This window comes from Streptomyces sp. NBC_00335, from assembly GCF_036127095.1.
Taxonomy (GTDB): Bacteria; Actinomycetota; Actinomycetes; order Streptomycetales; family Streptomycetaceae; genus Streptomyces.
In genome coordinates this window covers 6,616,845-6,643,192 of sequence record NZ_CP108006.1, presented here as the reverse complement: position 1 = coordinate 6,643,192, position 26,348 = coordinate 6,616,845, and the positions used below count along the sequence as shown (strand labels likewise).

At 73.4% G+C, this 26,348-nt stretch carries 21 protein-coding genes, 1 pseudogene and 1 riboswitch; of the genes and pseudogenes, 12 read left to right on the top strand and 10 right to left on the bottom strand.

Features of this window, described 5'->3' with window-relative positions; translation table 11 throughout:
• Positions 1 to 108: 108 nt before the first annotated feature.
• From OHA37_RS30140 to OHA37_RS30130, 3 genes are all read right to left on the bottom strand, one after another.
• Positions 109 to 888: an enoyl-CoA hydratase/isomerase family protein gene (locus OHA37_RS30140; protein WP_266909771.1), complete on the bottom strand. Its 780-nt coding sequence runs from the start codon at positions 886 to 888 to the stop codon at positions 109 to 111.
• 171 nt (positions 889 to 1,059) lie between these two features.
• Positions 1,060 to 1,281, bottom strand: coding sequence for a helix-turn-helix domain-containing protein (locus OHA37_RS30135; RefSeq protein ID WP_204357858.1), 222 nt, complete (start codon positions 1,279 to 1,281; stop codon positions 1,060 to 1,062).
• Positions 1,282 to 1,635: 354 nt separating this feature from the next.
• Complete coding sequence (locus OHA37_RS30130) at positions 1,636 to 3,234, bottom strand: ABC-F family ATP-binding cassette domain-containing protein (RefSeq protein ID WP_266909769.1); 1,599 nt, start codon at positions 3,232 to 3,234, stop codon at positions 1,636 to 1,638.
• A gap of 287 nt (positions 3,235 to 3,521) precedes the next feature.
• On the opposite strand from OHA37_RS30130, the gene ypfJ reads away from it, so the two are divergent.
• Together ypfJ and OHA37_RS30120 are read left to right on the top strand one after the other, a co-directional pair.
• The gene (ypfJ, locus tag OHA37_RS30125; protein ID WP_266909767.1) at positions 3,522 to 4,412 is read left to right on the top strand and encodes a KPN_02809 family neutral zinc metallopeptidase; all 891 of its coding nucleotides are present in this window, start codon (positions 3,522 to 3,524) and stop codon (positions 4,410 to 4,412) included.
• 70 nt (positions 4,413 to 4,482) lie between these two features.
• Positions 4,483 to 4,878, top strand: coding sequence for a VOC family protein (locus tag OHA37_RS30120; protein ID WP_266909765.1), 396 nt, complete (start codon positions 4,483 to 4,485; stop codon positions 4,876 to 4,878).
• A 39-nt stretch (positions 4,879 to 4,917) separates the two neighbouring features.
• Here OHA37_RS30120 and OHA37_RS30115 read toward each other — a convergent pair whose 3' ends face one another.
• On the bottom strand, positions 4,918 to 6,345 hold the full coding sequence (locus tag OHA37_RS30115; protein ID WP_443046232.1) for a hypothetical protein: 1,428 nt from the start codon (positions 6,343 to 6,345) through the stop codon (positions 4,918 to 4,920).
• Between the two features lie 153 nt (positions 6,346 to 6,498).
• Positions 6,499 to 7,641, bottom strand: coding sequence for an alpha/beta hydrolase family protein (locus OHA37_RS30110; protein WP_266909763.1), 1,143 nt, complete (start codon positions 7,639 to 7,641; stop codon positions 6,499 to 6,501).
• Between the two features lie 322 nt (positions 7,642 to 7,963).
• Between OHA37_RS30110 and OHA37_RS30105 the strand changes: the two genes are divergently transcribed.
• The 7 genes and pseudogenes from OHA37_RS30105 to OHA37_RS30075 all read left to right on the top strand — a co-directional run bounded on the left by OHA37_RS30105 (position 7,964) and on the right by OHA37_RS30075 (position 16,821).
• Positions 7,964 to 9,235 carry an inorganic phosphate transporter gene (locus OHA37_RS30105; protein ID WP_266909761.1) on the top strand — a complete coding sequence of 424 codons (1,272 nt, stop codon included), beginning with the start codon at positions 7,964 to 7,966 and terminating at the stop codon, positions 9,233 to 9,235.
• 28 nt (positions 9,236 to 9,263) lie between these two features.
• Positions 9,264 to 9,485 (top strand): hypothetical protein, encoded by a 222-nt coding sequence (locus tag OHA37_RS30100; RefSeq protein WP_266909759.1) that lies wholly within the window; start codon positions 9,264 to 9,266, stop codon positions 9,483 to 9,485.
• Positions 9,486 to 9,691: 206 nt separating this feature from the next.
• Positions 9,692 to 9,781, top strand: a riboswitch (cobalamin riboswitch).
• A 58-nt stretch (positions 9,782 to 9,839) separates the two neighbouring features.
• Entirely contained in the window at positions 9,840 to 10,820 is a 981-nt protein-coding gene (locus OHA37_RS30095; RefSeq protein ID WP_266909757.1) for a cobalamin biosynthesis protein, read from the top strand.
• Positions 10,817 to 12,337, top strand: a pseudogene (locus OHA37_RS30090) (cobyric acid synthase); the annotation flags it as partial. The gene OHA37_RS30095 and the pseudogene OHA37_RS30090, both read left to right, overlap by 4 nt.
• Positions 12,338 to 12,632: 295 nt before the next feature.
• Positions 12,633 to 14,729, top strand: a complete 2,097-nt coding sequence (locus OHA37_RS30085) for a putative cobaltochelatase (protein WP_266909753.1) — start codon at positions 12,633 to 12,635, stop codon at positions 14,727 to 14,729.
• The gene (cobO, locus tag OHA37_RS30080) at positions 14,729 to 15,328 is read left to right on the top strand and encodes a cob(I)yrinic acid a,c-diamide adenosyltransferase (RefSeq protein WP_243338462.1); all 600 of its coding nucleotides are present in this window, start codon (positions 14,729 to 14,731) and stop codon (positions 15,326 to 15,328) included. The genes OHA37_RS30085 and cobO overlap by 1 nt, the downstream gene beginning before the upstream one ends.
• Positions 15,322 to 16,821: a cobyrinate a,c-diamide synthase gene (locus OHA37_RS30075; RefSeq protein ID WP_266909751.1), complete on the top strand. Its 1,500-nt coding sequence runs from the start codon at positions 15,322 to 15,324 to the stop codon at positions 16,819 to 16,821. The genes cobO and OHA37_RS30075 overlap by 7 nt, the downstream gene beginning before the upstream one ends.
• Before the next feature lie 20 nt (positions 16,822 to 16,841).
• On the opposite strand, the gene OHA37_RS30070 is transcribed toward OHA37_RS30075, so the two are convergent.
• A complete protein-coding gene (locus OHA37_RS30070; RefSeq protein ID WP_266909749.1) occupies positions 16,842 to 17,588 on the bottom strand; it encodes a ZIP family metal transporter in 747 nt (248 codons plus the stop codon).
• 158 nt (positions 17,589 to 17,746) lie between these two features.
• On the opposite strand from OHA37_RS30070, the gene cobC reads away from it, so the two are divergent.
• Positions 17,747 to 19,276, top strand: a complete 1,530-nt coding sequence (gene cobC / locus OHA37_RS30065; RefSeq protein ID WP_266909747.1) for an Rv2231c family pyridoxal phosphate-dependent protein CobC — start codon at positions 17,747 to 17,749, stop codon at positions 19,274 to 19,276.
• A gap of 185 nt (positions 19,277 to 19,461) precedes the next feature.
• The gene (locus tag OHA37_RS30060) at positions 19,462 to 20,712 is read left to right on the top strand and encodes a CapA family protein (RefSeq protein ID WP_266909745.1); all 1,251 of its coding nucleotides are present in this window, start codon (positions 19,462 to 19,464) and stop codon (positions 20,710 to 20,712) included.
• A gap of 50 nt (positions 20,713 to 20,762) precedes the next feature.
• Here the strand turns inward: OHA37_RS30060 and OHA37_RS30055 are convergent, their stop codons facing one another.
• Complete coding sequence (locus tag OHA37_RS30055; protein WP_266909743.1) at positions 20,763 to 21,668, bottom strand: SCO1860 family LAETG-anchored protein; 906 nt, start codon at positions 21,666 to 21,668, stop codon at positions 20,763 to 20,765.
• Between the two features lie 381 nt (positions 21,669 to 22,049).
• On the bottom strand, positions 22,050 to 23,165 hold the full coding sequence (locus OHA37_RS30050) for an amidohydrolase family protein (protein ID WP_266909742.1): 1,116 nt from the start codon (positions 23,163 to 23,165) through the stop codon (positions 22,050 to 22,052).
• A gap of 133 nt (positions 23,166 to 23,298) precedes the next feature.
• On the opposite strand from OHA37_RS30050, the gene OHA37_RS30045 reads away from it, so the two are divergent.
• On the top strand, positions 23,299 to 24,387 hold the full coding sequence (locus OHA37_RS30045; RefSeq protein ID WP_266909741.1) for a pyridoxal-phosphate-dependent aminotransferase family protein: 1,089 nt from the start codon (positions 23,299 to 23,301) through the stop codon (positions 24,385 to 24,387).
• A 61-nt stretch (positions 24,388 to 24,448) separates the two neighbouring features.
• On the opposite strand, the gene OHA37_RS30040 is transcribed toward OHA37_RS30045, so the two are convergent.
• Together OHA37_RS30040 and OHA37_RS30035 are read right to left on the bottom strand one after the other, a co-directional pair.
• A complete protein-coding gene (locus tag OHA37_RS30040) occupies positions 24,449 to 25,507 on the bottom strand; it encodes an aminotransferase class V-fold PLP-dependent enzyme (protein WP_266909739.1) in 1,059 nt (352 codons plus the stop codon).
• A gap of 83 nt (positions 25,508 to 25,590) precedes the next feature.
• Complete coding sequence (locus OHA37_RS30035; RefSeq protein WP_266909737.1) at positions 25,591 to 26,301, bottom strand: DsbA family oxidoreductase; 711 nt, start codon at positions 26,299 to 26,301, stop codon at positions 25,591 to 25,593.
• Positions 26,302 to 26,348 lie beyond the last annotated feature (47 nt).

Below are 26,348 nucleotides of genomic sequence, written 5' to 3'. Positions count from 1 at the left end.
CGGGGCTGGATAAATCCAGCCCCGCCGGCGTTTGAGGCGATCTTTTCAGCCCCTCCGGCGTTTGAGGAGCGGGGGTCCGGGGGCTGGCCCCCGGCAACGGCGCCGCGGCTAGTCCGACAGCCCGGCCAGGTCCCGCAGGCGGCGGGCCTGGGCGGCACGCTCAGCCGCACGCTGGTCCTCGTAAGGGCGCGACACCGCACCGCGCAGCAGCGCCTTCGTCTCGATCACCGCGTCCCGCGGCGGAGCCAGCAGCGCGGTGGTGAGGTCCTGGACGGCCGCGTCGAGCTCGCCCGCGGGGACGACCAGGTTCGCGAGGCCGATCCGTTCCGCCTCCTCGGCGTGGACGAAGCGTCCCGTCGCACAGATTTCGAGCGCGCGGGCATAGCCGACCGTCGAGGTCAGCGGCTGGGTGCCGCCGAGGTCGGGGACGAGGCCCAGCCCGGTCTCGCGCATGGCGAACTGCACGTCGTCCGCGACGACGCGCAGATCGCACGCGAGGGCAAGCTGGAAACCGGCACCGATCGCGTGCCCCTGAACGGCGGCGACGGAGATGATGTCGTTGCGCCGCCACCAGGTGAACGCTTCCTGGTACTCGGCGATGGTGGAGTCGAGCAGTTCCTCCGAACCGCGCGCCAGGTCAAGGAAGGACGGCTCGCCCTCGAAGCCTTCGGGGGTGAACGCCTGCCTGTCGAGCCCTGCGGAGAAGGACTGCCCTTCGCCGCGCAGCACGACGACCCGGACGGTGCCCGGCAACGACCTTCCAGCCTCCGTCAACGCCCGCCAGAGCGCGGGGGATTGAGCGTTTCGCTTGGCTGGATTGGTCAGTGTCACCGTGGCGACCGTCTCGTCGACGGTGAGCCGTACGCCGTCCTTGTCGAGCAGAGCCATCTGTGTGCCTCCGGTGGTTGTGCCGTCGTTCGGCCGCGTTCTCGGCCTAAGTGACTGCACAGTAACCACCCAGCCGGCCATGGAGCCGACCGGGGGTCACCGAAGGACGGTGGAACTGGAACCGTGAAGCTGAATACGGAAGAACCGTTGGAACCAAGGGGAACCAAATGGTCAGGCCGTAGCCGCCTTCTTGCCGCGTGTCGCGCCACCGCGACCACGCAGCGTGACTCCGGACTCGCTGAGCATCCGATGGACGAATCCGTAGGACCGGCCAGTCGATTCGGCCAGCGCCCGGATACTCGCACCGGAGTCGTACTGCTTCTTCAGGTCTGCCGCGAGCTTGTCACGCGCGGCGCCGGTTACCCGGCTGCCCTTCTTCAGAGTTTCGGCCACCCGTGCCTCCTCTATGGGAAGTGCGCTCTGGACTTCTCATGATCACCCCTCCCCGGCTTCCTGGCCACCCATTCAGCAAGGTCGATACGGCGGCATTTCTTCAGCCGTGGACGGCCGAGCAGAACGGAATCTCCTCTTCCGCTGCATGACCTCCGTCACATTTCCGCTCGGCCGGTATGAATCACCAGGTCAGGGGCCGGAAGCGGGTAAGCGGAAGGCCCCGGCCGCATCGGTGAGGATGCGCGGCCGGGGCCTTCGTCGAGCACGGAACGGTATGAGACCGTCTCACTCAGATGATGGATCACGTCTGAGCCGAATGATCCATAAGCAAAGGATCACGAAAGCGGAAGCGCCTCAGGCGAGTGCCACCAGGTCCCGGTAGTCCGGACCCCAGAGGTCCTCGACGCCGTCCGGGAGCAGGATGATCCGCTCCGGCTCCAGCGCCTCGACCGCGCCCTCGTCGTGGGTGACGAGGATGACGGCGCCCTTGTAGGTGCGCAGGGCGCCCAGGATCTCCTCGCGGCTGGCCGGGTCGAGGTTGTTGGTGGGCTCGTCGAGGAGCAGCACGTTGGCCGAGGAGACGACCAGCGTCGCCAGGGCGAGGCGGGTCTTCTCGCCACCGGACAGGACGCCCGCGGGCTTGTCCACGTCGTCGCCGGAGAAGAGGAAGGAGCCGAGCGTCTTGCGTACGGAGACCAGGTCCAGGTCCGGCGCCGAGGAGCGCATGTTCTCCAGGACCGAGCGCTCGGGGTCCAGGGTCTCGTGCTCCTGGGCGTAGTAGCCGAGCTTGAGGCCGTGACCGGGGATGACCGTACCGGTGTCGGGCTTCTCGGTGCCCGACAGCAGGCGCAGCAGGGTGGTCTTGCCGGCGCCGTTGAGGCCGAGGATGACCACGCGGGAGCCCTTGTCGATGGCCAGGTCGACGTCGGTGAAGATCTCCAGCGAGCCGTAGGACTTCGACAGGCCCTCGGCGGTCAGCGGGGTCTTGCCGCAGGGCGCCGGGTCCGGGAAGCGCAGCTTGGCGACCTTGTCGGAGACGCGGACGGCGTCCAGGCCGGCGAGCAGCCGGTCGGCGCGCTTGGCCATGTTCTGGGCGGCGACGGTCTTGGTGGCCTTGGCGCGCATCTTGTCGGCCTGCGAGTTCAGCGCCGCGGCCTTCTTCTCGGCGTTCTGGCGCTCGCGCTTGCGGCGCTTCTCGTCGGCCTCGCGCTGCTGCTGGTAGAGCTTCCAGCCCATGTTGTAGACGTCGATCTGGGAGCGGTTGGCGTCCAGGTAGAACACCTTGTTGACGACCGTCTCGACCAGGTCCACGTCGTGGGAGATGACGATGAAGCCACCGCGGTAGGTCTTCAGGTAGTCGCGCAGCCACACGATCGAGTCGGCGTCGAGGTGGTTGGTCGGCTCGTCGAGGAGCAGGGTGTCGGCGTCGGAGAAGAGGATCCGGGCGAGCTCGACGCGGCGGCGCTGGCCACCGGAGAGGGTGTGCAGCGGCTGGCCGAGCACCCGGTCGGGCAGGCCGAGGGCGGCGGAGATGGTCGCGGCCTCGGACTCGGCGGCGTAACCGCCCTTGGTGAGGAACTCGGTCTCCTGGCGCTCGTACTGGCGCATCGCCTTCTCGCGGGTGGCGCCGGAGCCGGACGAGATGCGCTCCTCGTTCATCCGCATCTTCTTGAGCAGCACGTCGAGTCCGCGGGCGGACAGGATCCGGTCGCTGGCCAGCACGTCGAGGTCGCCGGTGCGCGGGTCCTGCGGGAGGTAGCCGACCTCGCCCGAGCGGGCGATGCTGCCGCCGGCCGGGGTTCCCTCGCCGGCGAGGCACTTGGTGAGGGTGGTCTTGCCGGCTCCGTTGCGGCCGACGAGGCCGATGCGGTCGCCCTTGGCGACGCGGAAGGAGGCGTTCTCGATGAGGATGCGGGCGCCGGCGCGCAGCTCGATGCCGGTGGCGGTGATCACGGAAATACTCCAGGGCGGGTCGGGACGGCGGAAGGGGGGCAGGACGCGATGCTTCTACGCCGCTAATCCGCGAGGAGATTTGCCATGGGAGTCATTCTACCGGGGGTGCGCAACTACTTTCGGGCCCGCCCGCCCCTCCGGGGACCGCCCCCGCCCCCACCCCCGTGTCCCCCGTTCGGCCCAGGGAACACGCCTCCCGGCCGGGGGGCGTATGAGGATGAACGGGTTGATACTCGCCGCAGGGGCGTACTCGTACCCCCCTTGGTTGGAATGGAGGGCGGTGCGGGATGCAGTTCGACGACAACGCCAATCTGGACACTTCCGAGGTCAAGGACGTACGTGGCAGCCGCATCCCGGGCGGTAGGGCCACGGTCGGCGGCGGCATCATCGGTTTCATCGCGCTGATCATGGGTCTGCTGTTCGGGGTGGGCCCGGAGCAGCTGGGCCTGTCCGACGGAAGTCCGCAGCCCGAGGCGACCTCCTCCTCCGCCGCCCAGGTGCAGCAGAGCTGCAAGACCGGGCAGGACGCGAACACCAAGGAGGACTGCCGGCTGGTGGCGGTGATCAACAGCACCCAGGACTTCTGGAAGCAGGAGTTCGCCAAGCGCGGCGCCCAGTACACCCCGGCGCAGACGGTGTTCTTCACCGGCAAGGTGGGCACCGCCTGCGGCGCGGCCACCTCGGCGGTCGGCCCGTTCTACTGCCCCGGTGACCGGCAGGTCTATCTGGACCTGGGCTTCTTCAACGAGCTCCGCACCAAGTTCGGCGCGAGCGGCGGCCCCTTCGCCCAGGCGTACGTGGTGGCCCACGAGTACGGCCACCACATCCAGAACCTGACCGGCACCCTGCAGAAGGCCCAGGACGGCCGGCAGGGCGCGAACAGCAACGCGGTACGGGTCGAGCTGCAGGCCGACTGCTACGCCGGGGTCTGGGCCCACAACGCCACGAAGACCCCGGACGAGTCCACGGGCAAGCCCTTGATCACCAGCCTGACCGACCAGGACATCAAGGACGGCCTGGACGCGGCGGCCGCGGTCGGCGACGACCGGATCCAGGAGAAGTTCCAGGGCCGGGTGTCCCCGGAGTCCTGGACGCACGGTTCGGCCGAGCAGCGCCAGCAGTGGTTCTACCAGGGCTACCGCACGGGCGACATGGCCCAGTGCAACACCTTCCGCTGAGTGTCGGTGGCGCCTGTCATGCTGTGACGTGGATCACCATCCACCCACGGTACGAGAGGGAGTGATCGTCATGGCAGGCGTTCCGTCCATCTGTCCGACCCTGCTGTACACCGACGCCAAGGCCGCCATCCAGCTACTCACCGAGGCCTTCGGCTTCACCCAGGTCGCGGCGTACGAGGGCGAGGACGGAGCGGTGGCGCACGCCGAGCTGTCCTACGGGAACGGCATGGTGATGCTCGGCAGCAAGGGCACCGGCAGCGCCTTCGACAAGGCGATGGAGGCGGCCGGCCCGACCGGGGTCTACGTGCACGTCGACGACGTGGACGCCCACCACCGCCGGGCCGTCGAGCACGGCGTGGAGATCCTGATGGAGCCGACCGACCAGGACTACGGCTCGCGGGACTACATGGCCCGCGACGCCGAGGGCAACGTGTGGAGCTTCGGGACGTACGCACCGCAGGTCTGACCGGAGCCCCTGCGGCGCGTACGGCGCCCGTACGGGGCGCTACGCGCCGCCGGTGTGCACCTGGAACGCGGCCCGGCGCACCGCCTTGGCCAGGGCGGGGTCGGGATGGGCGGCGGCCAGCGCGACCAGCACCTGCACCGTGCGGGGGTGCCCGACCGCGCGGACCTCGTCCAGCAGCCGGGGAACCGTGGTCCGCACCGCCGAGTCCAGGTGGCGGGCCAGCAGCTCGGCCTCGCCGTGGTCGGCGATGGCCGCCGCGGTGTCCACCCAGAGCCAGGTCTGCTCCTCGGCGGTGAGCACGTCCTGCGCCTCGTCGGGGTCGACCCCGTCGTGCTCGGCGAGCCAGAGCAGGGCGTAGGGGCGCAGCGCGGCCTCCCGGGAGGCCTTGCGGACCTCGGGCTCGGCGGGGGCTCCGACGACGCGCAGGGCCTCGAAGGCGAGCCCGCGCAGCAGGGCGTCCTGGCCGCGGGCCGCGAGCAGCAGCTCGGAGACCGCGTGGCCGACGGGCCGGGCGGCCAGCCAGGCCTGGTATTCGGCGCGGGCCGGGCCGGGGGTGAGCCGCGCGCAGCCGTGGAGCATGGCGGCGGCGGACTGTTCGATGTTCCCGGCGGGGCTCTGCGCGGCGACGCAGATCTGCTCCAGCTTGACCCAGACGGCCCAGCTCCCGAGCGGGGTGAGGGTGGCCCTGGCGGGGCCGAGGGTGACGGCGTCCACGGCGGCGAGCCCGCCGAGCGCCCAGCGCAGCAGCCGGGCGAGCGGGACGGGCGCCGCGGCCGGCGCGGGACCGGCGTGCGGGGTCCCGGCGGCCTGCGCCGTGGACTCGTAGGGGACCTCGCACCGCTCGTCGCGCAGTTCGTCGACGCGCTGGCGGAGCAGGTCCAGCAGATCGGGGACGGTCACGGGACCGGCGGAGAGCTGGAGCAGGGAGAGCAGCTGGGGCATGGCCTCGACCACCTCGGCGACGGCCGCGGGGGCGATGTCGGCGGGGGCCGGGTGGACCAGCGACCAGGCGTCGAAGAGGGCGACCCAGCCGCGCAGCACGGCGGTGTCGTCCCGGTTCCAGGCGCGCAGGCGCCAGCCCGGGCGGGCGTGCCCGCCGTGCATCTCGATCAGCCCGGCGAGCCGGGCGCGGTCCCAGCCGACCCGGATCTGGCCCGGTGTCAGGCTCAGCTGGGCGGCGGCGCGTTCGGCTTCGGCGGCGGGCAGGGCGCCCGCCAGGGCGGGCCCGTTGCCGTCCGCGGCGCCTAGGTGGAGCTCGGCCCAGCGGGCGAGCCGCACCGCGTCGGCGAGGGAGGCGCGGGCCCTGTTCGCCAGGTCGGCCGTGGCGGGCGTGCCCGCCGGAGGCCGCGGGGCGGTCCGGGTGCGCCGGTCGGTCACCGCCTTGCGGGCCGTGGCCACGGACCGCGGGGCGACGAGTCGGAGTCTGGAGTCGCGAGCCAACTGCTCATCAGGCTTTCGGGACGTCACGTGAGCAGTCTCGCCCGTCACTGGCCGAAAGCCCAAACGGAACCAGCCATTGCCACAAGGCCCCACAGGGACAGAACGGGACAACCCACCCTCCCCGCCCCGTCCGCCCCGCTGTCTTCGGACAACTCGTCCGACGGTCCGTCAACCGGCCCTTCACATGAAAGGGGTCAGGAAGCGGCGCAGCGCCTCTTCGTACGCGGCCGGGTCGGCGTTCCACATCGCCCCGTGGGCGGCGTGGGAAACGGAGTGCAGGGTGACGAGGTCGGGGCGGGCCGCGGCGAGCCGGCGGGAGGGCTCCCAGGGGGCGAGCGCGTCGTCGGGGCCGTGGAAGATCAGTACGGGCACCTTCAGCGCGGCCGGATCCGACCCCGGGGCCCGCCGGTCGGCGCGCAGGCCCGCACGGCCCTCGGCGGCCTTGACCGCGAACGGGAGCAGGGGGGCCGGCGTGCGGCGTGCGGCGGCGAGGGCGCGCAGGGTGGCGTGCCAGTCCAGTACGGGCGAGTCGAGGACCAGCCCGGAGATGCGGTCGGCCAGCGCCGAGCGTTCGAGGGCGTGCAGGGCCATGGTGGCGCCGGTCGACCAGCCGTGCAGGACCACGCGGCGGGCTCCGTAGCGCAGGGCGTAGCGGATGGCGGCGTCGAGATCGCGCCATTCGGACTCGCCGAGGTGGCCGAGGCCGTCCGGCGACTCGGGGGCGCCGAGGTCGCCCCGGTACCCGAGGTCCAGGACGGGGAGCTTGTTGCGGTGGAGGAAGGGCATGACCACCATCGGGTGCTCGCGGGTGGTGCCGAGTCCGTGGACGGTGATCACCCAGGTGTCGCGGGCCGCGGGCACGAACCAGGCGGGCAGCGCCCCGAGCTCCCCGGGGACGTCCACGTCGGCGTGGTCCAGCCCGAGGGCGGTGCCCGGGTTTCCCAGGTGGACCGTGGGGGTGAGGGTGACGCGGGTTCCGGGGTCGAGGCTGCCGTGGGTGACGGCGACGAGGCGGCGCACCACGGTGTCGGGGCCGTGCGGGGCATCGGGGAGGACGGGCCCGACGACGGCGTGCACCCCGGGGGCGGTGAGCCCGTAGGTGCCGGGGCCCAGGGAGGCCAGCGAGCGGGTCAGCTCGACCCGGCCGGCCGCGGTGGAGTGGACGCTGAGCCGGGGGCTGCCGGGGAGCGGACGGCCGGGCTCGGTCCGCAGGGCCGCGTCGGCGGCGTACCGGCCGGCGAGCGCGACGGCGGTGACGGCGGCCGCGCCGGCGCCGAGCAGGGTCGTGGTGACGGCGGCTGCCGTCGCGGTAGCGGTGCGCACCGCTCCAGTGTCGAGGCGGACGGGTCGGCGGGCCACCGGAGGGAATCGTTCCGGCCGGCACCCCGAAGGGGTGGCGCGCAAGGTGATCTAGGTCTCTTCGGGGGTTCCGGATGAACAGCAGGCCCTACCGGAAGTCCCTCCCCGAAACGTGCGGACACCCCGCCGTGACGTGCATTAATCGACATATCAATGCCCTTCCCGGGACGAAGGTCCCGATGGGGTGCCGTACCGATACACCGCATGACCCCTGGCAGTTCACCTTCCGTTCATCCAGGTTGCCTACGGTCCACGAACCACTGACGTCAAACAGAAGCCTGGGTAAATGGAGCACATAACGCTTCTCCTCGGGATCGTGATCATCACCGCTCTCGTGTTCGATTTCACGAACGGTTTTCACGACACGGCCAACGCGATGGCCACCACCATCTCGACCGGCGCCCTCAAGCCCAAGACCGCGGTGGCGATGTCCGCCGTGCTCAACCTCGTCGGCGCTTTCATGTCCGTGGAGGTCGCCAAGACGATCTCCAAGGGACTGGTCAACGAGGAAGGCATCCAGCCGGAGGTCATCTTCGCCGCCTTGGTCGGCGCGATCCTCTGGAACCTCGTCACCTGGCTGGTCGGCCTGCCCTCCAGTTCCTCGCACGCCCTGATGGGCGGCCTGATCGGTGCGGCCGTGGCCTCCGCCGGCATGGGCGCCGTCAACGGCAGCGTGGTCGTCACCAAGGTGCTGATCCCCGCGATCGCCGCGCCGCTGGTCGCCGGCTTCGCCGCGTACCTGGCCACGAAGGTCACGTACAAGGTCGGCAACGGCATGGGTGAGAAGACCTCGGCCAAGGGCTACCGCGCCGGTCAGATCGCCTCCGCGGGTCTGGTCTCGCTGGCGCACGGCACCAACGACGCGCAGAAGACGATGGGCATCATCACGCTGGCGCTCGTCGCCGGCGGCGCCCTCTCCCCCGGCTCCAACCCGCCGGTCTGGGTCATCGTCTCCGCCGGTCTGGCCATCGCGATGGGCACCTACCTGGGCGGCTGGCGCATCATCCGCACCATGGGCAAGGGCCTGACCGACCTGCAGCCGCAGCAGGGCTTCGCCGCCCAGACCTCGGCCGCCAGCGTCATCCTGGCCTCCTCCTCCCTCGGCTTCTCCCTCTCCACCACCCACGCGTGCTCCGGCGCCGTCATGGGTTCGGGTCTGGGACGCAAGGGTGGCGTGGTCCGCTGGTCCACCGCCACCCGCATGTTCATCGCCTGGGGCCTGACCCTCCCGGCCGCGGCCCTGGTGGCCGCCGGCGCCGAGCTGGTCATGCGCACCGGGGACATCGGCATCGCCGGCGTCACGGTCTTCCTGATCGGCTCCTGCGTCGCCATCTGGCTGATCTCGCGCCGCCAGGTCGTCGACCACACCAACGTCAACGAGGTCGGGACGGCCGACGCCCAGGAGCCGGGTGTCGTCACCACGGCCATCGCGGCCGTCAGCGTCCCGCCGACCGCCTCGGCCGCCGGCAGCACCGCCGCGGTGACGGACGATGAGCTCAGGGCCACCATCCCGGCCTCCGCGACGACGACTCCCGCGGCTCCGGCCGCGGCCGTCTGACCCCGAGAACGACAGAGGATTCAGCGGTATGAAGATCGACTGGGCAGCACTCGGCTCCGTCTTCGGGGTCAGCCTCTCCGCCACCGTCATCCTGGTGACCCTGTTCACCCTGGGCCTGATGGGGCTCTCCAAGCACGAGGCCGCCACCGAACAGGGCGGCGCCGCCACCCTGGCCCGCAGCGGTGCGTACGCCTGCTTCGCGCTCTGCGCGGCGGCCGTGGCCTACGGGATCTACCTGATCGTCGCCTGAGGCGCGGGACGGCACGTACGAAGGCTCCCTCCGGGTTCGTACCGGAGGGAGCTTTCGCATGCCCCGGACCGGCCCGGGACGTACCCCTGCCCCTTCGCGCGGGCCCGGCCCCGCCCCCTCCCCCGCCACCCCTCCGCAGGTCAACGGCGAGTTGACGGGCCTTCGCGCTGCGTGGTGGACTGCCCGAGCCAATACGGCGGCATGGAGAGGAAGTCCGGTGCGAATCCGGCGCGGTCCCGCCACTGTCACCGGCGCACGCGGACCTCTGGCCGTGTGCGGCCGGGAGCCAGGAACTCTCGCCGCCGGACACGTCGAACCAGGGCGCGGACCCTGAGTGAGGACATACCTGCCACCATGCGTGCCGATCGCGTCTTCGCGTACGGCGTCACGGCGGGCCTGATCGGCGACCGGATCCTCGGGGATCCGCGCCGAGGGCACCCCGTGGCCGCCTTCGGACGAGCCGCCGCCGCCGTCGAACGCGCCCTGTGGCGCGACGACCGCGCCCGGGGCGCCCTGCACACCCTGCTGTGCGCCGGAGGCGCCGCCGCCGTCGGCGCGCTGGGCGCCCGCGCCGTGCGCTCCCGCCCCGCGGCCGCCCGCATCGCTCTCACCGCCGCCGCCACCTGGGCCGTCGTGGGCGGCACCTCGCTGGGCCGGGAGGCCCGCGCCATCGGCGGCGCGCTCGCCGCCGGGGACGCCGAGGTGGCCCGCGAGCGGCTGCCCCACCTGTGCGGGCGCGACCCGCAGGCCCTGGACGAGCAGCAGATGGCCCGCGCGGTCGTCGAATCGGTCGCCGAGAACACCTCCGACGCCGTGGTCGGCGCCCTCGTGTGGGGCGCCGTCGCGGGCGTCCCCGGGCTGCTGGCCTTCCGCGCCGTGAACACCCTGGACGCGATGGTCGGCCACAAGTCCCCCCGCCACCTGCGCTACGGCTGGGCCTCGGCCCGGCTCGACGACGTGGCCGGCTGGCCGGGCGCCCGGCTGACTGCCCTGGCCGCCGTACTGGCCGGGCCCGACCGGCGGGGAGCCGTACGGGCCTGGCGCGCGGACGCCGCCAAGCACCCGAGCCCCAACGCGGGCCCCGTGGAGTCCTCCTTCGCCGGGGCGCTGGGCGTACGGCTGGGCGGGACCCTGGCGTACGCGGGCCGGGTCGAACACCGGGCCGTGCTCAACGGTGCGGCCGGGCGGCCCGTGGAGGTCGCCGACATCGAACGCGCGGTGCGACTGTCGCGCCAGGTGACGTGGGTGGCGCTGGGGGCCTGCGTGGCCGCCCGGACGCTGGTCTCCCGGACGCTGGTCTCCCGTACGACGAAGAAGAAGGGGCGGCGCGCATGAGCGGCGGAGCGAAGCGCGGCGGGGGGCTCCTCGTCGCCGGTACGACCTCGGACGCGGGCAAGAGCGTGGTCACGGCGGGCATCTGCCGGTGGCTGGCCCGGCAGGGCGTGAAGGTCGCCCCGTTCAAGGCGCAGAACATGTCGCTGAACTCCTTCGTGACGAGGGAGGGCGCCGAGATCGGCCGCGCCCAGGCCATGCAGGCCCAGGCGGCCCGCGTGGAGCCGACCGCGCTGATGAACCCGGTGCTGCTCAAGCCCGGCAGCGACCGCAGCAGCCAGGTGGTGCTGCTGGGCAAGCCGGTGGGCGAGATGAGCGCCCGCGGCTACCACGGCGGGCGTCAGGAGCAGTTGCTCGGCATCGTCACGGACTGCCTGGAGCAGTTGCGGGGCACGTATGACGCCGTGATCTGCGAGGGGGCGGGCAGCCCGGCCGAGATCAACCTGCGCCGGACCGACATCGTGAACATGGGCATCGCGCGGGCCGCGCGGTTCCCGGTGGTCGTCGTCGGCGACATCGACCGGGGCGGGGTCTTCGCGTCCTTCTTCGGTACGACGGCCCTGCTCTCCCCCGAGGACCAGTCGCTGATCGCGGGCTACCTGGTCAACAAGTTCCGCGGTGACGTCACCCTGCTGGAACCGGGCATGGAGATGCTGCGCGGCCTCACCGGGCGGGCCACGTACGGCGTGCTCCCCTTCCAGCACGGGCTGGGCATCGACGAGGAGGACGGCCTGCGGGTCTCCCTGCGGGGCGCGGTACGCGAATCCGTGGTCGCCCCGCCCGTCGGCCGGGACGTGCTGCGGGTCGCGGTCTGCGCGGTGCCGCTGATGTCCAACTTCACGGACGTCGACGCGCTCGCGGCGGAGCCCGGCGTGGTCGTGCGGTTCGTGGACCGGGCCGAGGAACTGGCGGACGCGGACCTGGTCGTCGTCCCCGGCACCCGCGGCACGGTCAAGGCCCTGGCCTGGCTGCGCGAGCGGGGGCTGGCGGACGCGCTGGCCCGGCGGGCCGCCGAGGGGCGGCCGGTCCTGGGCATCTGCGGCGGGTTCCAGGTGCTGGGCGAACACATCGAGGACGAGGTCGAGTCGAAGGCCGGCTCCGTGCCGGGGCTCGGGCTGCTTCCCGTACGGGTCCGCTTCGAGCGGGAGAAGACCCTGGCCCGGCCGGTCGGTTCGGCGCTGGGCGAGCCGGTGGAGGGGTACGAGATCCACCACGGCGTGGCCGAAGTCCTGGGCGGAACCCCCTTCCTGGACGGGTGCCGGGTCGGCGAGGTGTGGGGCACGCACTGGCACGGCTCGCTGGAGTCGGACGGCTTCCGCCGGGCGTTCCTCCGCGAGGTCGCCTCGGCGGCGGGCCGCCGCTTCGTCCCGGCCCCGGACACCTCGTTCGCCTCCCTGCGGGAGGAGCAGCTCGATCTGCTCGGCGACCTGATCGAGGAACACGCGGACACGGACGCGCTGCTGCGCCTGATCGAGACCGGCGCCCCGTCGGGCCTCCCCTTCCTCCCCCCGGGCGCGCCATGAGCGGCGCAGCCCTGCGGGGGCCGTCCCCGACCCACCCTTCCACCGTTCCCCGGGGCTCCGCCCCGGACCCCGCGCCCCAAACGCCGGCGAGGCTCGAAGAACCAGCCCGCCCGGCGTTCGAGGGCGCGGGCGCGCAGCGCACGCACGGGGTCCGGGGCGGAGCTCCGGGGAACGGGCGAAGGGCGGGCAGGGGAACTCCGCCCCGCGCAGCGGCGCACCCGCAGCCCGGCCGCGCCGTCCACGCCCGCCCGCGCACGCGTATCCGTACACACGCCCAAGAAGGGGCCACCGCATGAGCACGCCCTACCCGTTCACCGCACTGGTCGGCCAGACCGACCTGCGCCTCGCGCTGCTGCTCAACGCCGTGAGCCCCGCGGTCGGCGGTGTTCTCGTGCGCGGCGAGAAGGGGACCGCCAAGTCCACCGCCGTCCGCGCCCTGTCCACCCTGCTGCCCCAGGTGGACGTGGTCCCGGGCTGCCGGTTCAGCTGCGCCCCCACCGCCGCGGACCCCGCCTGCCCCGACGGCCCCCACGAGCCGGGACCGGCCGCCGCGCGGCCCGCCCGCATGGTGGAGCTGCCCGTCGGTGCCTCCGAGGACCGGCTCGTCGGCGCCCTCGACATCGAACGCGCCCTCTCCGAAGGCGTGAAGGCCTTCGAGCCCGGCCTGCTGGCCGACGCGCACCGCGGGATCCTGTACGTCGACGAGGTCAACCTGCTCCACGACCACCTCATCGACCTGCTCCTCGACGCCGCCGCGATGGGCGCCTCGTATGTCGAGCGCGAGGGCGTCTCCGTACGGCACGCCGCCCGTTTCCTCCTCGTCGGCACGATGAACCCCGAGGAGGGCGAGCTCCGCCCGCAGCTGCTCGACCGGTTCGGGCTGACCGTCGAGGTCGCCGCCTCCCGGGAGCCCCTCCAGCGGGTCGAGGTGGTGCGTCGCCGGCTCGCCTACGAGGACGACCCCGCGGGGTTCGCGGGCCGCTGGTCCGGGGACGAGCAGGAGGTGCGCGCCCGGGTGGTGGCCGCGCGGGCCCTGCTCCCGAAGGTGCGCCTCGGTGACACCTCGCTGCTGCAGATCGCCGCGACCTGCGCCGGTTTCGAGGTCGACGGCATGCGCGCCGACATCGTGATGGCCCGCACCTCGACCGCGCTCGCCGCCTGGGCCGGCCGGACCGAGGTGCGCAAGGAGGACGTGCGGCAGGCCGCCCTGCTGGCGCTCCCCCACCGGCGCCGCCGCAACCCCTTCGACGCGCCCGGTCTCGACGAGGAGATGCTGGACCGGATCCTGGACGGGTTCCCCGACGAGGAGCCGGACCCCGAGCCGGAGCCCGAGCCGGAGGGGCCGGGCGAGGGTCCGCAGGACGACGGCCCGGACGGCGGCGGCCCCGACGGCGGGGGCGGCGTACCCCCGCAGGGCTCCGGACCGGACGCGCCCGAGACCGAGGCCGAGCCCGAGGCCCCGGCGGAGCCCGAGCAGCGGCCCGAGACCCAGCCCTCCGCCCAGGAGACCGAGGCGGCGGGTCCGGCCGAGCAGGCACCCGTACGGGCCGCCGAGCCGTTCCGCACCAAGATGCTCAGCGTCCCGGGGCTCGGCGAAGGCGCCTCCGGCCGGCGTTCGCGCGCCCGCACCGCGCACGGCCGCACCACCGGCGCCCAGCGCCCCCGCGGCCAGTTGACCAAACTGCACCTGGCGGCCACCGTCCACGCCGCCGCCCCGCACCAGAAGGCCCGCGGGCGCACCGGGCGCGGGCTGATCGTCCGCAAGGACGATCTGCGGCAGGCGACCCGCGAGGGCCGCGAGGGCAACCTCGTCCTGTTCCTCGTCGACGCCTCCGGCTCCATGGCCGCCCGGCAGCGCATGAGCGCGGTCAAAGGAGCGGTGCTGTCCCTGCTGCTCGACGCCTACCAGCGCCGGGACAAGGTCGGCCTGATCACCTTCCGGGGCTCCTCGGCCGAACTGGCCCTGCCGCCCACCTCCTCCGTCGACGCCGCGGCGGCCCGGCTGGAGAACCTGCCGACCGGCGGTCGCACCCCGCTCGGCACCGGGCTGCTCAAGGCCCACGAAGTGCTGCGCATCGAGCGGCTGCGGGACCCGAGCCGGCGCCCGCTGCTCGTGGTCGTCACCGACGGGCGGGCCACCTCGGCCGGCTCGGTGGGCGGCGATCCCCGCGAGCTCTCGGCGCGCAGCGCCCGGCTGCTGGCGGCCGGCGGGCTCGCCTCCGTGGTCGTGGACTGCGAGTCGGGTCCGGTCCGGCTCGGGCTGGCCGGAGCACTGGCCGCCGATCTGGGCGGCCCGGTCGTCACCCTCGACGGGCTGCGGGCCGATTCGCTGGCCGGGCTCGTGAAAAACGTACGTACCCCATCCCCGACCCTCAGGAGGGCCGCGTAATGCCGCAGGGACAGCCGTCCGTCGTTCCCGACGACGGACTCACGACGCGTCAGCGCCGCAACCGCCCGCTCGTCTTCGTCCACACCGGGCCGGGCAAGGGCAAGTCGACGGCCGCCTTCGGTCTGGCGCTGCGCGCCTGGAACCAGGGCTGGCCGATCGGGGTGTTCCAGTTCGTCAAGTCGGCGAAGTGGAAGGTCGGCGAGGAGAACGCGCTGAAGGTGCTCGGTGCCTCCGGCGAGGGCGGCTCCGTCGTCTGGCACAAGATGGGCGAGGGCTGGTCCTGGGTCCAGCGCGACGCCCAGCTCGACAACGAGCAGGCTGCCAAGGAGGGCTGGGAGCAGGTCAAGCGCGATCTGGCCGCCGAGACGCACAAGCTGTACGTGCTGGACGAGTTCGCGTACCCGATGCACTGGGGCTGGATCGACGTCGACGAGGTCGTCGAGGTGCTGCGGAATCGTCCCGGCACCCAGCACGTGGTGATCACCGGGCGCAACGCACCCGAGAAGCTGGTGGAGTTCGCGGACCTCGTCACCGAGATGACCAAGGTCAAGCACCCGATGGACGCCGGCCAGAAGGGCCAGAAGGGCATCGAGTGGTGACCTCGTTCAACGTACCGAGACTGGTCATCGCCGCGCCCTCCTCCGGCAGCGGCAAGACCACCGTCGCGACGGGCCTGATGGCGGCCTTCTCGGAGCGCGGCCTCGCCGTGTCCCCGCACAAGGCCGGGCCCGACTACATCGACCCGGGCTACCACGCGCTGGCCACGGGCCGGCCCGGGCGCAACCTGGACGCCTTCATGTGCGGGCCGGACCTGGTGGCCCCGCTGTTCGCGCACGGGGCGGACGGCTGCGATCTCGCCGTCATCGAAGGCGTGATGGGGCTCTACGACGGGGCCGCGGGGCGGGGCGAACTGGCGTCGACGGCGCAGGTCGCGAAGCTGCTCCGGGCGCCGGTGGTGCTGGTCGTCGACGCGTCCTCGCAGTCGCGGTCGGTGGCGGCCCTGGTGCACGGCTTCGCCTCCTTCGACCCGCAGGTGCGCCTCGGCGGCGTGATCCTGAACAAGGTCGGCTCCGACCGGCACGAGGTGATGCTGCGGGAGGCGCTGGAGGAAGCGGGGATGCCGGTGCTCGGCGTCCTGCGGCGGGCTCCGCAGGTGGCCGCGCCCTCGCGGCACCTGGGGCTGGTGCCGGTCGCCGAGCGGCGCGCTGACGCGGTCTCGTCGGTGGCTGCCCTGGCGGACCAGGTCCGGGCAGGCTGTGACCTGGAGGCCCTGATGGCCCTGGCCAGAACGGCCCCGGCCCTGACTTGCGAAGCCTGGGCTCCGGAACAGGCTCTTCTCCCCCACCCCGCCCCTTCCCGAAACCGGGCTCTGCCCGGGCCCGGTCCTCAAACACCGGACGGGCTGGAAAATGCCGCGCAGCGGCAAAATCCAGCCTCGCCGGCGTTTGAGGCGCGGGGTCCGGGGCGGAGCCCCGGCGGCGGCGCCGCACCCGTCATCGCCGTCGCGGGCGGGGCGGCCTTCACGTTCTCGTACGCCGAGCACTCGGAGCTGCTGCGCGCAGCGGGCGCGGAAGTCGTCACCTTCGACCCGCTGCGGGACGAAGCGCTCCCGCCCCGCACCACCGGCCTGGTGATAGGCGGCGGGTTCCCCGAGGTGTACGCCCCGGAGCTGTCCGCGAACGAGCCGCTCCGCAAGGCCGTCGCCGCGTTCGCCGCGGCCGGCGGCCCGCTGGCCGCGGAGTGCGCGGGGCTGCTGTACCTGGCCCGTTCGCTGGACGGGAAGCCCATGTGCGGGGTGCTCGACGCCGACGCGCGGATGTCTGAGCGGCTCACGCTCGGCTACCGCGAGGCGGTCGCCGTCTCCGACAGCGTGCTGGCCCCGGCCGGGACCCGGCTGCGCGGGCACGAGTTCCACCGCACGGTGATCGAGCCGGGCGCCGGCAGTGCACCGGCGTGGGGCTTCACGCATCCGGAACGCCGGGTCGAGGGCTTCGTGGCGGGCGGTGTGCACGCCAGCTACCTGCACACGCACTGGGCGGCGGAGCCCTCCGTGGCCCTGCGCTTCGCCGAGGCCGCGGCAGCGCATCGGTGAACCTCAGACGCCCGGCCCCGTCACTCCGCCAGGCCCACGACCAGCCAGATCCCCGCCACCCCGCCCACGGTGCACATCAGGGTGGACAGTGCGGGGTGCTTGTGGTGGGCCTCGGGCAGGATCTCGGCGGCGGCCAGGTACAGCAGGACGCCGCCGAAGAAGCCGAGGTAGGCCCCGAGCGGTTCCTCCGGAAGGGTGAACAGCACAGTGGACGCGGCGCCCACGACGGGGGCCGCCGCGTCCGCGAGGAGCATGAGCAGGGCCTTGCGGCGGTCGTTCCCGTACAGCCGGGTGAGGGTGTACGTGTTGAACCCGTCGGCGAAGTCATGGGTGATGACGGCCAGCGCCACGGCCACGCCCATCCCCCCGCCGACCTGGAACGCGGCGCCGAGGGCCACCCCGTCGGCGAGGCTGTGGCCGACCATGGCGGCCGCCGCCGCCAGGCCGACCTCGGGGACCCTCTGCCCGGAGTCCCCGGGCCCGTCGCCGTTCGTGCCCCCGTGGGAGGCCTGACGGACGGCCAGGACCCGTTCCACGCAGTGCGCGGCGAGGAACCCGCCGACGAACAGCAGCAGGGCGAGCGGGACGCCGAACACTTCGTCGCCGGCCGCGTGCATGGCCTCCGGGAGCAGGTCGAGGCCCACGACGCCGAGCATCAGCCCGCCGGCCAGGCCCAGCACGAGGTGGCGGCGGTCGGTGACGCGCTGCGCCGTCCATCCGCCTGCCAGGGTCATCAGGAACGCACCCAACGCCACGATCACGGCCATGTGCCCCTGCATACCGACTCCGCGCCGCCCGCGCACTTCCGCGCCCGGGTGGCGGACCACGGCGGGTTGACGGGCCGACCGCACCCGAAGTCCCCACACCCGAAGTCCCCGCGCACGGAGCCCGCGAGCACGGAGTCGCCGAAGGCGCGTAGGGCACCATGCACGAACACGGGCACGAGCACGGGCGCGGGCGCGGGCGCGAACGCGAACGCGGGCACGAGCAGCACCATGAACACCACGACGGAGAACGGGTGAACCTGTTGGGCGAGTACGCGACGCAACTGGTCGTCGGAGTCGGTGGCCGCGCGGGCGTGTCCGTGGCGGAGGTCTGCGCGCTGGTGGAGGAGACCCTGCGCGGCGCCGGGCTGGCGTCGGAGTCGGTGACGGCCCTGGCCACCGTGGAGGGGAAGGTGCTGGAGGCGGGGATCGCGGGTGCGGCGGAACGTTTCGGCGTGCCCCTGCTGAGCTACCCCGCCGAGCGGCTGGCCGCGATCCCGGTACCGCACCCCTCGGACGCCGCCCGCGAGGCCGCCGGCACCGCGTCCGTGGCGGAGGCCGCAGCGCTCGCCGGGGGCGGGGAACTCCTCGTACCCAAGCGGCGGTCGGTGGCGGCCACCTGCGCCGTCGCCACGGCCCACACGCACGACCTGCGCCACCACGGGGACGCGGAGGTCTCGGACGGGGGCGCGGGGCTGGTCGACCTTGCGGTGAACGTACGGTCCCACACCCCGCCGCAGTGGCTGAAGGACCGGATCGCGGCTTCGCTCGACACCCTGTCCGCGTACCCCGACGGCCGCGCCGCCCGCGCGGCCGTGGCCCTGCGCCACGGGCTGCCGGTCGAGCGGGTGCTGCTGACCGCGGGCGCCGCGGAGGCGTTCGTACTGATCGCGCGGGCGCTGGGCGCCGTACGGCCGGTGGTGGTGCATCCGCAGTTCACCGAGCCGGAGGCGGCCCTGCGCGACGCGGGCCACCGGGTGGAACGGGTGGTGCTGCGGGCCGCGGACGGTTTCCGGCTGGACCCCGCGGCGGTGCCGGAGGACGCCGACCTCGTGGTGGTCGGAAACCCGACCAACCCGACCTCGGTGCTGCACCCCGCGGCGACCCTGGCCGCGCTGGCCCGGCCCGGGCGGATCCTGGTGGTCGACGAGGCCTTCATGGACGCGGTCCCCGGCGAACGCGAGGCGCTGGCCGGACGGACGGACGTACCGGGCCTGGTGGTGCTGCGGAGCCTGACCAAGACCTGGGGCCTGGCCGGGCTGCGCATCGGCTACGTACTGGCGGAGCCCGGGGTGATCGCCAAGCTGGCGGCGGCACAGCCGCTGTGGCCGGTGTCCACGCCGGCGCTGGTGGCGGCCGAGGCGTGCGTCTCCCCCGCGGCGCTGGCCGAGGCGGAGGCCGCGGCCCGGCAGATCGCGGTGGACCGGGAGCACCTGCTCGCGGGACTCGCGGAGTTCGAGGAGATCTCGGTGGCGGGCACGGCGGCCGGGCCGTTCGTGCTGATCCGGGTCGAGGGCGCGGCGGAAATCCGCACCCGGCTGCGCGCGCTGGGCTTCGCCGTGCGCCGCGGCGACACCTTCCCGGGGCTGGACCGCTCCTGGCTGCGGCTGGCGGTCCGCGACCGCGCGACGACGGGCCGCCTCCTCCAGGCCCTCGACCTGGCCCTCGCGGGCACGCTGACGCCGCGCTGACGGCACGCCGACGGCGCTCGGACGACGCGCCCGGCCGCACACCGCCCCGCATACCGATCCGCCCGTCGCCCCCCGTCGGGGACGTCACCCCAATGGCGCGTTTCCGCGGGTCGCGCATGGCGGCGCCCGCACCGGTGCGCGACCATTTCCGCAGGCGGCGACCATGCGACACCGGGGGTGCGGGGATGAAGGCAGTCGGCAGGATAGGCGCGGCCGTGGCGGGACTGGCCGTGGCGGGAGGCGCCGCCTACGGCGTGACGCAGGTGGCCGGCCGGGACGGCGGCGCGTCGGCCGAACAGCGGCTGGGGCCGAAGCCGGGGGCGGCGGCGAGTCCGAGCCGTGAGGCCTCGGCCTCGACCGGAGCCCCCGCGCCGGCCCAAGCCGTGCCCGGCGGGAAGCCGTTCACCCTCGTCGGCACCGGCGACATCATCCCGTACCCGTCGATCATCCAGCGGGCCGCCGAAGACTCCGCGGAGCGGGGCGGCTACGACTTCCGGAAGATCCTCGCCGGGGTCAAGCCCCTCGTCTCCTCCGCCGACCTGGCGATATGCCACCACGAGATACCGTACGGCCGACCCGGCGGCCCCTACACCGGATACCCCCTCTTCAAGGCACCGCACCAACTGGCCGACGCCCTCAAGGACACCGGCTACGACAGCTGCTCGACCGCCTCGAACCACACCCTGGACGACGGGTACGACGGCCTCGTCCGCGTCCTCGACCACCTCGACCGCGTCGGCATCCGCCACGTCGGCTCGGCCCGCGGCGCCGAGGAGGCCAAGGCCCCGGCCCTGCTCGAAGCCGGCGGGGCCGAGGTCGCTCAACTGGACTACACGTACGGGACGAACGGCATCCCGCTCCCCGACGGCAAGCCCTGGGCCGTGAACCTGATCGACCCCGCGCGGATCATCGCCGACGCCCGCGCCGCGCGCGCGGCCGGCGCGAACGTCGTCGTCCTCAGCGTCCACTGGGGCTCCGAGTGGCAGACGGCCCCGGACCAGCAGCAACTCGACCTGGCCCGGACGCTGACCGCCTCGCGCGGGGCGGACGGCCTCCCCGACATCGACCTGATCCTCGGCACCCACAACCACGTGCCGCAGCCGTACGAGAAGGTCAACGGCACCTGGGTGGTGTACGGCATGGGCGACCAGGTGGCCAGCTTCTACGAGGCCGCGAAGGCCCGCGGCAACATGTCCTCGGTCCCCCGCTTCACCTTCGCCCCGGCGGCCGCGCATCCGGGCCGCTGGGAGGTGGTGAAGGCCGAGTACCTCACGCAGTTCTCGGACATGCGGCCGCCGTTCCGCGTCGTCTGCACCTCCTGCGAGGCCACCGCCTCCACCGCCGACAGCACGTACGCCGCCGCCGACCGCGAGGTCACCAAGGCCGTGATGTCACGCGGCGCCGGGGATCAGGGACTGACGCGCGCGACGAAGTAGGGCGCGCGGTGCCGGGCCGCCCGGCCCGGCCCTTGGGACTCGCCCCGGCCTTACGAGGCCTTGCCGCGCCGGGTCACGATCAGCGCGGCGGCGCCGAAGCCGAGCAGGAGCAGCGCACCGCCCGTCACGAACGGGGTGAGCGAGCCGCCTCCCGTCTCGGCGAGGTCGGCCTGGGTCCCGGAGCCGCCCGTGGTGCCCGTCTGGGGCTTGACGTCGGGCAGCGTCGAAGCACTGGCGCTGGGGGCGGGGGCGGCGGGGGACTCGCAGCGGGCCTCGGCGAGCACGACCTCCCCCTCGACCTGGGCGACGTTCAGATCGAGCGGGTTCACCGACACCTTGAGCCGCAGCGCGGCCGCGGCGGCCGTGGTGGAGGTGGTCTCGATGGCGGAGAGCTCCAGGCTCACCAGGCCGACCTTGGGGACCTCGACCTTGGTGGGGCCGCCCGCCGAGAGGGTGACCTTCTTGCCCAGGACGGTCACGGTGCCCAGGACGTTGGAGGAGGCGACCGGCTTCTTGCCCGCCTCGCAGACGGCCTTGGAGCTGACCTTTTCCACCTGGATCAGGGACAGCAGGGGCAGTCCCGGTACGTGGACGCGGGCCTTGGCGAGGTTGGCCTCCGCCGCGGCGCGGTCGGAGTCGGCGGTGGCCTTGGAGGTGGCGACGTCGGCGCGCAGGATGCTCACCGGCTTTCCGCCCTCGACCCCGTCGAGGGTGACGGTCAGCGCCGTCTTCGCGGCTTCCTCCGGGGCGCTGACCTCGTTGAGGGTCGCCTTCAGCGGGACGTGCACGGTCTTGTTGAGCAGTCCCACGTCCAGCGTGGTGCGCAGGACGACGGCGCTCGCCTTGCCCTTCCCCGGGTGGGAGCCGGTGGCGAAGGCGGGCGGGGCGGTGAGCAGGGCAACCGCTCCCGTGGCGACGAGCGCGGCCACGGGCATGCGGAAGGTGTTGCTGTTCAAGGTGGTGGAACCCCCAGGGAGATGGGAGCCGTCGCGCCGCCAATGGGGGACATTGCGCGCGCCGACGGCCTCGACCCCGGAATCTTTACGCACTGAGAGTGAACGGGGGTGAACCCGGCGTGAGTTCACCCCAAAGGGTGGTTTCCAGGCATAGGTTCGAATCAATGCGCCTCACCCGGAACGGGAGTTCCCTCCCATCACGGGAATCCCGCCCGCCGAGACCCGCGCCGGGCATACACAACGACGGCGCCGCCGCCGACGTCACGCCGCGTCAACTCCCGGCCTCTGGGCTCCCCGCTCCCCCGTCCCTGCGCTCCTGCGTTCTTGCGTTCTTGCGTTCTTGCGTTCTTGCGTTCTTGCGGCGATGCGACCCCGTGGCCCTCAGGCCACCACCGTGCCGTTCACCACCACGCGCCGCGGCTGCGCCAGCGCCCGTACGTCGGCCCGCGGATCGGTCTCGTAGACCACCAGGTCGGCCGGCGCCCCTTCGGTCAGGCCGGGCCTGCCGAGCCATTCGCGCGCGCCCCAGGCCGTCGCCGAGAGGGCTTCCAGCGGCGGGATCCCGGCCTTGACGAGCTCGCCGACCTCGGCCGCGACCAGGCCGTGCGGCAGCGAACCGCCCGCGTCCGTGCCGACGTAGACCCCGACGCCCGCGTCGTAGGCGGCGCGGACGGTGTCGTAGCGCCGCTCGTGCAGGCGGCGCATGTGCGCCGACCACCGCGGGAACTTGGCCTCGCCGCCCGCGGCCATCTTCGGGAAGGTCGCGATGTTCACGAGGGTCGGGACGATGGCCACCCCGCGCTCCGCGAACAGCGGGATGGTGTCCTCGGTCAGCCCCGTGGCGTGCTCGACGCAGTCGATGCCCGCCTCGACCAGGTCGCGCAGGGAGTCCTCGGCGAAGCAGTGCGCGGTGACGCGCGCCCCGAGGCGGTGGGCCTCGGCGATGGCCGCCTCGACCTCGGCGCGCGGCCAGCAGGCGGTGAGGTCCCCGACCTCGCGGTCGATCCAGTCCCCGACCAGCTTGACCCAGCCGTCGCCGCGCAGCGCCTCGCGGCCGACGTACTCGACGAGGTCGGCGGGCTCGATCTCGTGGGCGAAGTTGCGGATGTAGCGGCGGCTGCGGGCGATGTGCCGGCCCGCCCGGATGATCTTCGGCAGGTCCTCGCGGCCGTCGATCCAGCGGGTGTCGGACGGGGATCCGGCATCGCGGATGAGGAGGGTGCCTGCGTCGCGGTCGGTCAGCGCCTGCCGTTCGGCGGTGTCCGCGTCCACCGGCCCGTGGGCGTCGAGCCCCACGTGGCAGTGCGCGTCGACCAGCCCGGGCAGCACCCACCCGGTGACCTCGGTGACCTCCCGGGCGCCGCGCGGACGCTCGTAGGAGATCCGTCCGCCCACCACCCAGAGCTCGTCGCGGACCTCCTCGGGTCCGACCAGTACCCGCCCCTTGACGTGCAGCAGCCCCGAACTCGCGCTGTCACCGTTGACCTCGTCGCTCATGGCGGCACTCTATGCGCGGGCTCGGTAGGCTCTCCAGGTCGGTCCGGACTTTTCCGGACGAACGCCCCGGGACCGCATGGGCGGTCCGCCCGGGAGCACGATCCCAGACCGAGAGAACGAAGAGAGCGGCGCCGTGACCCACCCCCTCCTGGACCTTCCGCCCCTGACCGCCGCGCGCTTCGCGTCGATCGAGCGGGGGGTCGCGGAGCTGCTCGGGACCCGGGCCGACGTGGTGATCACCCAGGGCGAGGCCCTGCTGCCGCTGGAGGGGTGCATCCGCTCGGGCGCGCGACCCGGTTCGACCGCGCTGAACGTGGTGACCGGCCCCTACGGGACCACCTTCGGCAACTGGCTGCGCGACTGCGGGGCGAGCGTCGTGGACCTTGAGGTCCCCTTCGACACGGCCGTGTCCGCGGCGCAGGTGGACCGGGCCCTGTCGGAGCACCCGGAGATCGACTTCGTCTCCCTGGTCCACGCGGAGGCGGCCACCGGGAACACCAACCCGGTGGCGGAGATCGGCGAGGCCGTACGGGCCCACGGGGCGCTGTTCATGCTGGACGCGGTGGCCTCGGTGGGCGCGGAGCCGCTGCTGCCGGACGCGTGGGGCGTGGACCTGTGCGTGATCGGCGCACAGAAGGCGATGGGCGGCCCCGCGGGCGTTTCGGCCGTGTCCGTCTCGGACCGCGCTTGGGCCCGCTTCGCGGAGAACCCCTCGGCGCCGCGCCGCTCGTACCTGTCCCTGCTGGACTGGAAGGAGCGCTGGATCGACGCCGGGCGCAAGGCCCTGCCGCACGCGCCGGCGCAGCTGGAGATGCTGGCGCTGGAGGCCTGCCTGGACCGGATCGCGGCCGAGGGCCTGGAGTCGGTGACGGCCCGCCACGCGGCCGCGGCGGCGGCGACCCGCGCGGGCGCGGCGGCGCTGGGCATCGCCCCGTACGTCGGCCTGGACGCGGCGGCGGCCCCGGTGGCCACCACCCTGCGGGTCCCGGAGGCCTCTCTGGTGGTGGCGAAGGCCCTGGCGGCGGATCCGGCGGCCCCCCTCGCGGCGGGCGGGGGCGCGCTGGCCGGGGAGATGGTCCGGGTCAACCACTACGGCACGGCCGCCTCCCTGGACACGGTCCGCTCCAGCCTGACGGCCCTGGCCGGGGCCCTGTCGGTGGACCCCGCCGGGGCCCTCGCGGCGGCGGACTCGGCCTGGTCCGCGGCCCCGCCCTCCGTCTGAGCAGGCCGGTTCCCCGGGCTCGGCCTTCCCGGCTCGGCCTTCCCGGCTCGGCCTCCCGGGATCAGCCCTCCAGGAGGTCGAGCAACCGGTCCACGTCCGCCTCGGTGTTGTAGAGGTGGAAGGAGGCCCGCAGGCTCCCCGCGCGGGCGGCCACGGGGACGCCCGCGTCGAGCAGGGCGCCCTGACGGTGGGCCAGGCCCGGCACCGAGACGATCGGGGATCCGCCCGGGACGGGCTCGTGGCCCAGGCGGGCGAGGCCGGCGCGGTAGCGGGCGGCCAGGGCGGTGTCGTGGGCGTGGACGGCGTCGATCCCGATCCGCTCCAGCAGGGCCAGCGAGGGCTCGGCGGCGTGGTAGGCCAGGAAGGCCGGGGACTCGTCGAAGCGCCGGGCTCCGCGGGCCAGTTCCCGCAGCGGGCCGTAGATGGCGTCCCACATGTCGGCGAGCGCCACCCAGCCTGCGTGCAGCGGGGTCACGGTGTCCTGGGCCTCCTCCGAGACCGTGAGGTAGGAGACCCCGCGCGAGGCGAGCAGCCACTTGTACCCGGCGGTGACCGTGTAGTCGTAGGGGCTCGCGTCGAAGGGCAGCCAGCCCGCCGCCTGCGAGGCGTCGACCAGCATCCGCGCCCCGTGCGCGGTCGTCGCGGCGCGGACGGCCGCCAGGTCCGCCGTACGCCCGTCGGCGGACTGTACGGCGCTCAGCGCGACCAGCGCCGTGTCCGGGCCGACGGCTTCGGCGAGGGACTCCAGCGGGGCGAAGCGGACCTTGAGGTCGTCGCGCACCACGAAGGGGTTGATGTCGGAGGCGAACTCGCCCTCCGGGCAGAGGACTTCGGATCCGGCCGGGAGGGAGGCGGAGATCAGGCCGACGTGGGTGGAGACGGCCGAGCCGACGGCCACCCGGTCCGCGTCGACCCCGACGAGGCGGGCGAACGTCTCCCGGACCCGTTCGACCCGGTCGAAGTCGCCGAATCCGGAGGGGAGTCCGGCCCCGGCCGCCTCCGCGAGCCGCCGCACCTCGGCGACGGCGGCTCGCGGGAGGATCCCGCAGGTGGCGGTGTTGAGATAGGTGGTGGAGTGCGCGAACTCGTCGCGGACGGCTTCGGGCGCAAGGAGGTCCATGACCTTCACTCTGCGCCAGGACCATCCCCAAGTCCATTGCCGGATTCACCGCACCACACCAAAGGATTACTTATGCTGAGGCCTTAGGGCTGCGGCACCGCGCACGCGCCGTCGGGCTCGCACGCCTCCCCCTCGGGTGCGGCGGGCACGAGGACCTCGCGGCCGGCCCAGGCCTGCTCCAGTGCCTGCGTGAAGACCTCGGCGGGCTGGCCCCCGGAGATCCCGAGGCGGCGGTCGAGCACGAAGAACGGTACGGCGTTCGCGCCCAGCTCGGACGCTTCGCGCTCGTCGGCCCGCACCTCGGCGGCGTAGGCGGACTCGTCGGCCAGCACCGCGCGGGCCTCCCCCTCGTCCAGCCCGGCCTCGACCGCGAGGGCCACCAGAACCTCGGGTTCGAAGACGGAACGCTCCTCGCCGAAGTTGGCGCGGTAGGCGAGGTCGAGCAGCTCCTCCTGACGCCCGCGGTCGGCGGCCAGGTGCAGCAGGCGGTGGATGTCGAAGGTGTTGCCGTGGTCACGGCCCTCGGTGCGGTACGTCAGCCCCTCGGCGCGGGCGCTCGCGGCGACGTGCTCCTCCATGCCGCGGGCCTCGTCGAGGGTGCGGCCGTACTTCTTGGCCAGCATCTCCACGACGGGCGCCACCTGGCCCTTGGGGCCGTTCGGGTCGAGCTCGAAGGAGCGGTAGACGACCTCGACCTCGTCGCGGTGGGCGAACCCGGCCAGCCCCTTGGTGAAACGGGCCTTGCCGATGTAGCACCACGGGCAGGCGATGTCGCTCCAGATCTCGACGCGCATGTTCCTTCTTCTCTCCACGAAATCAACTGTTCCGTCTTCAACCACCC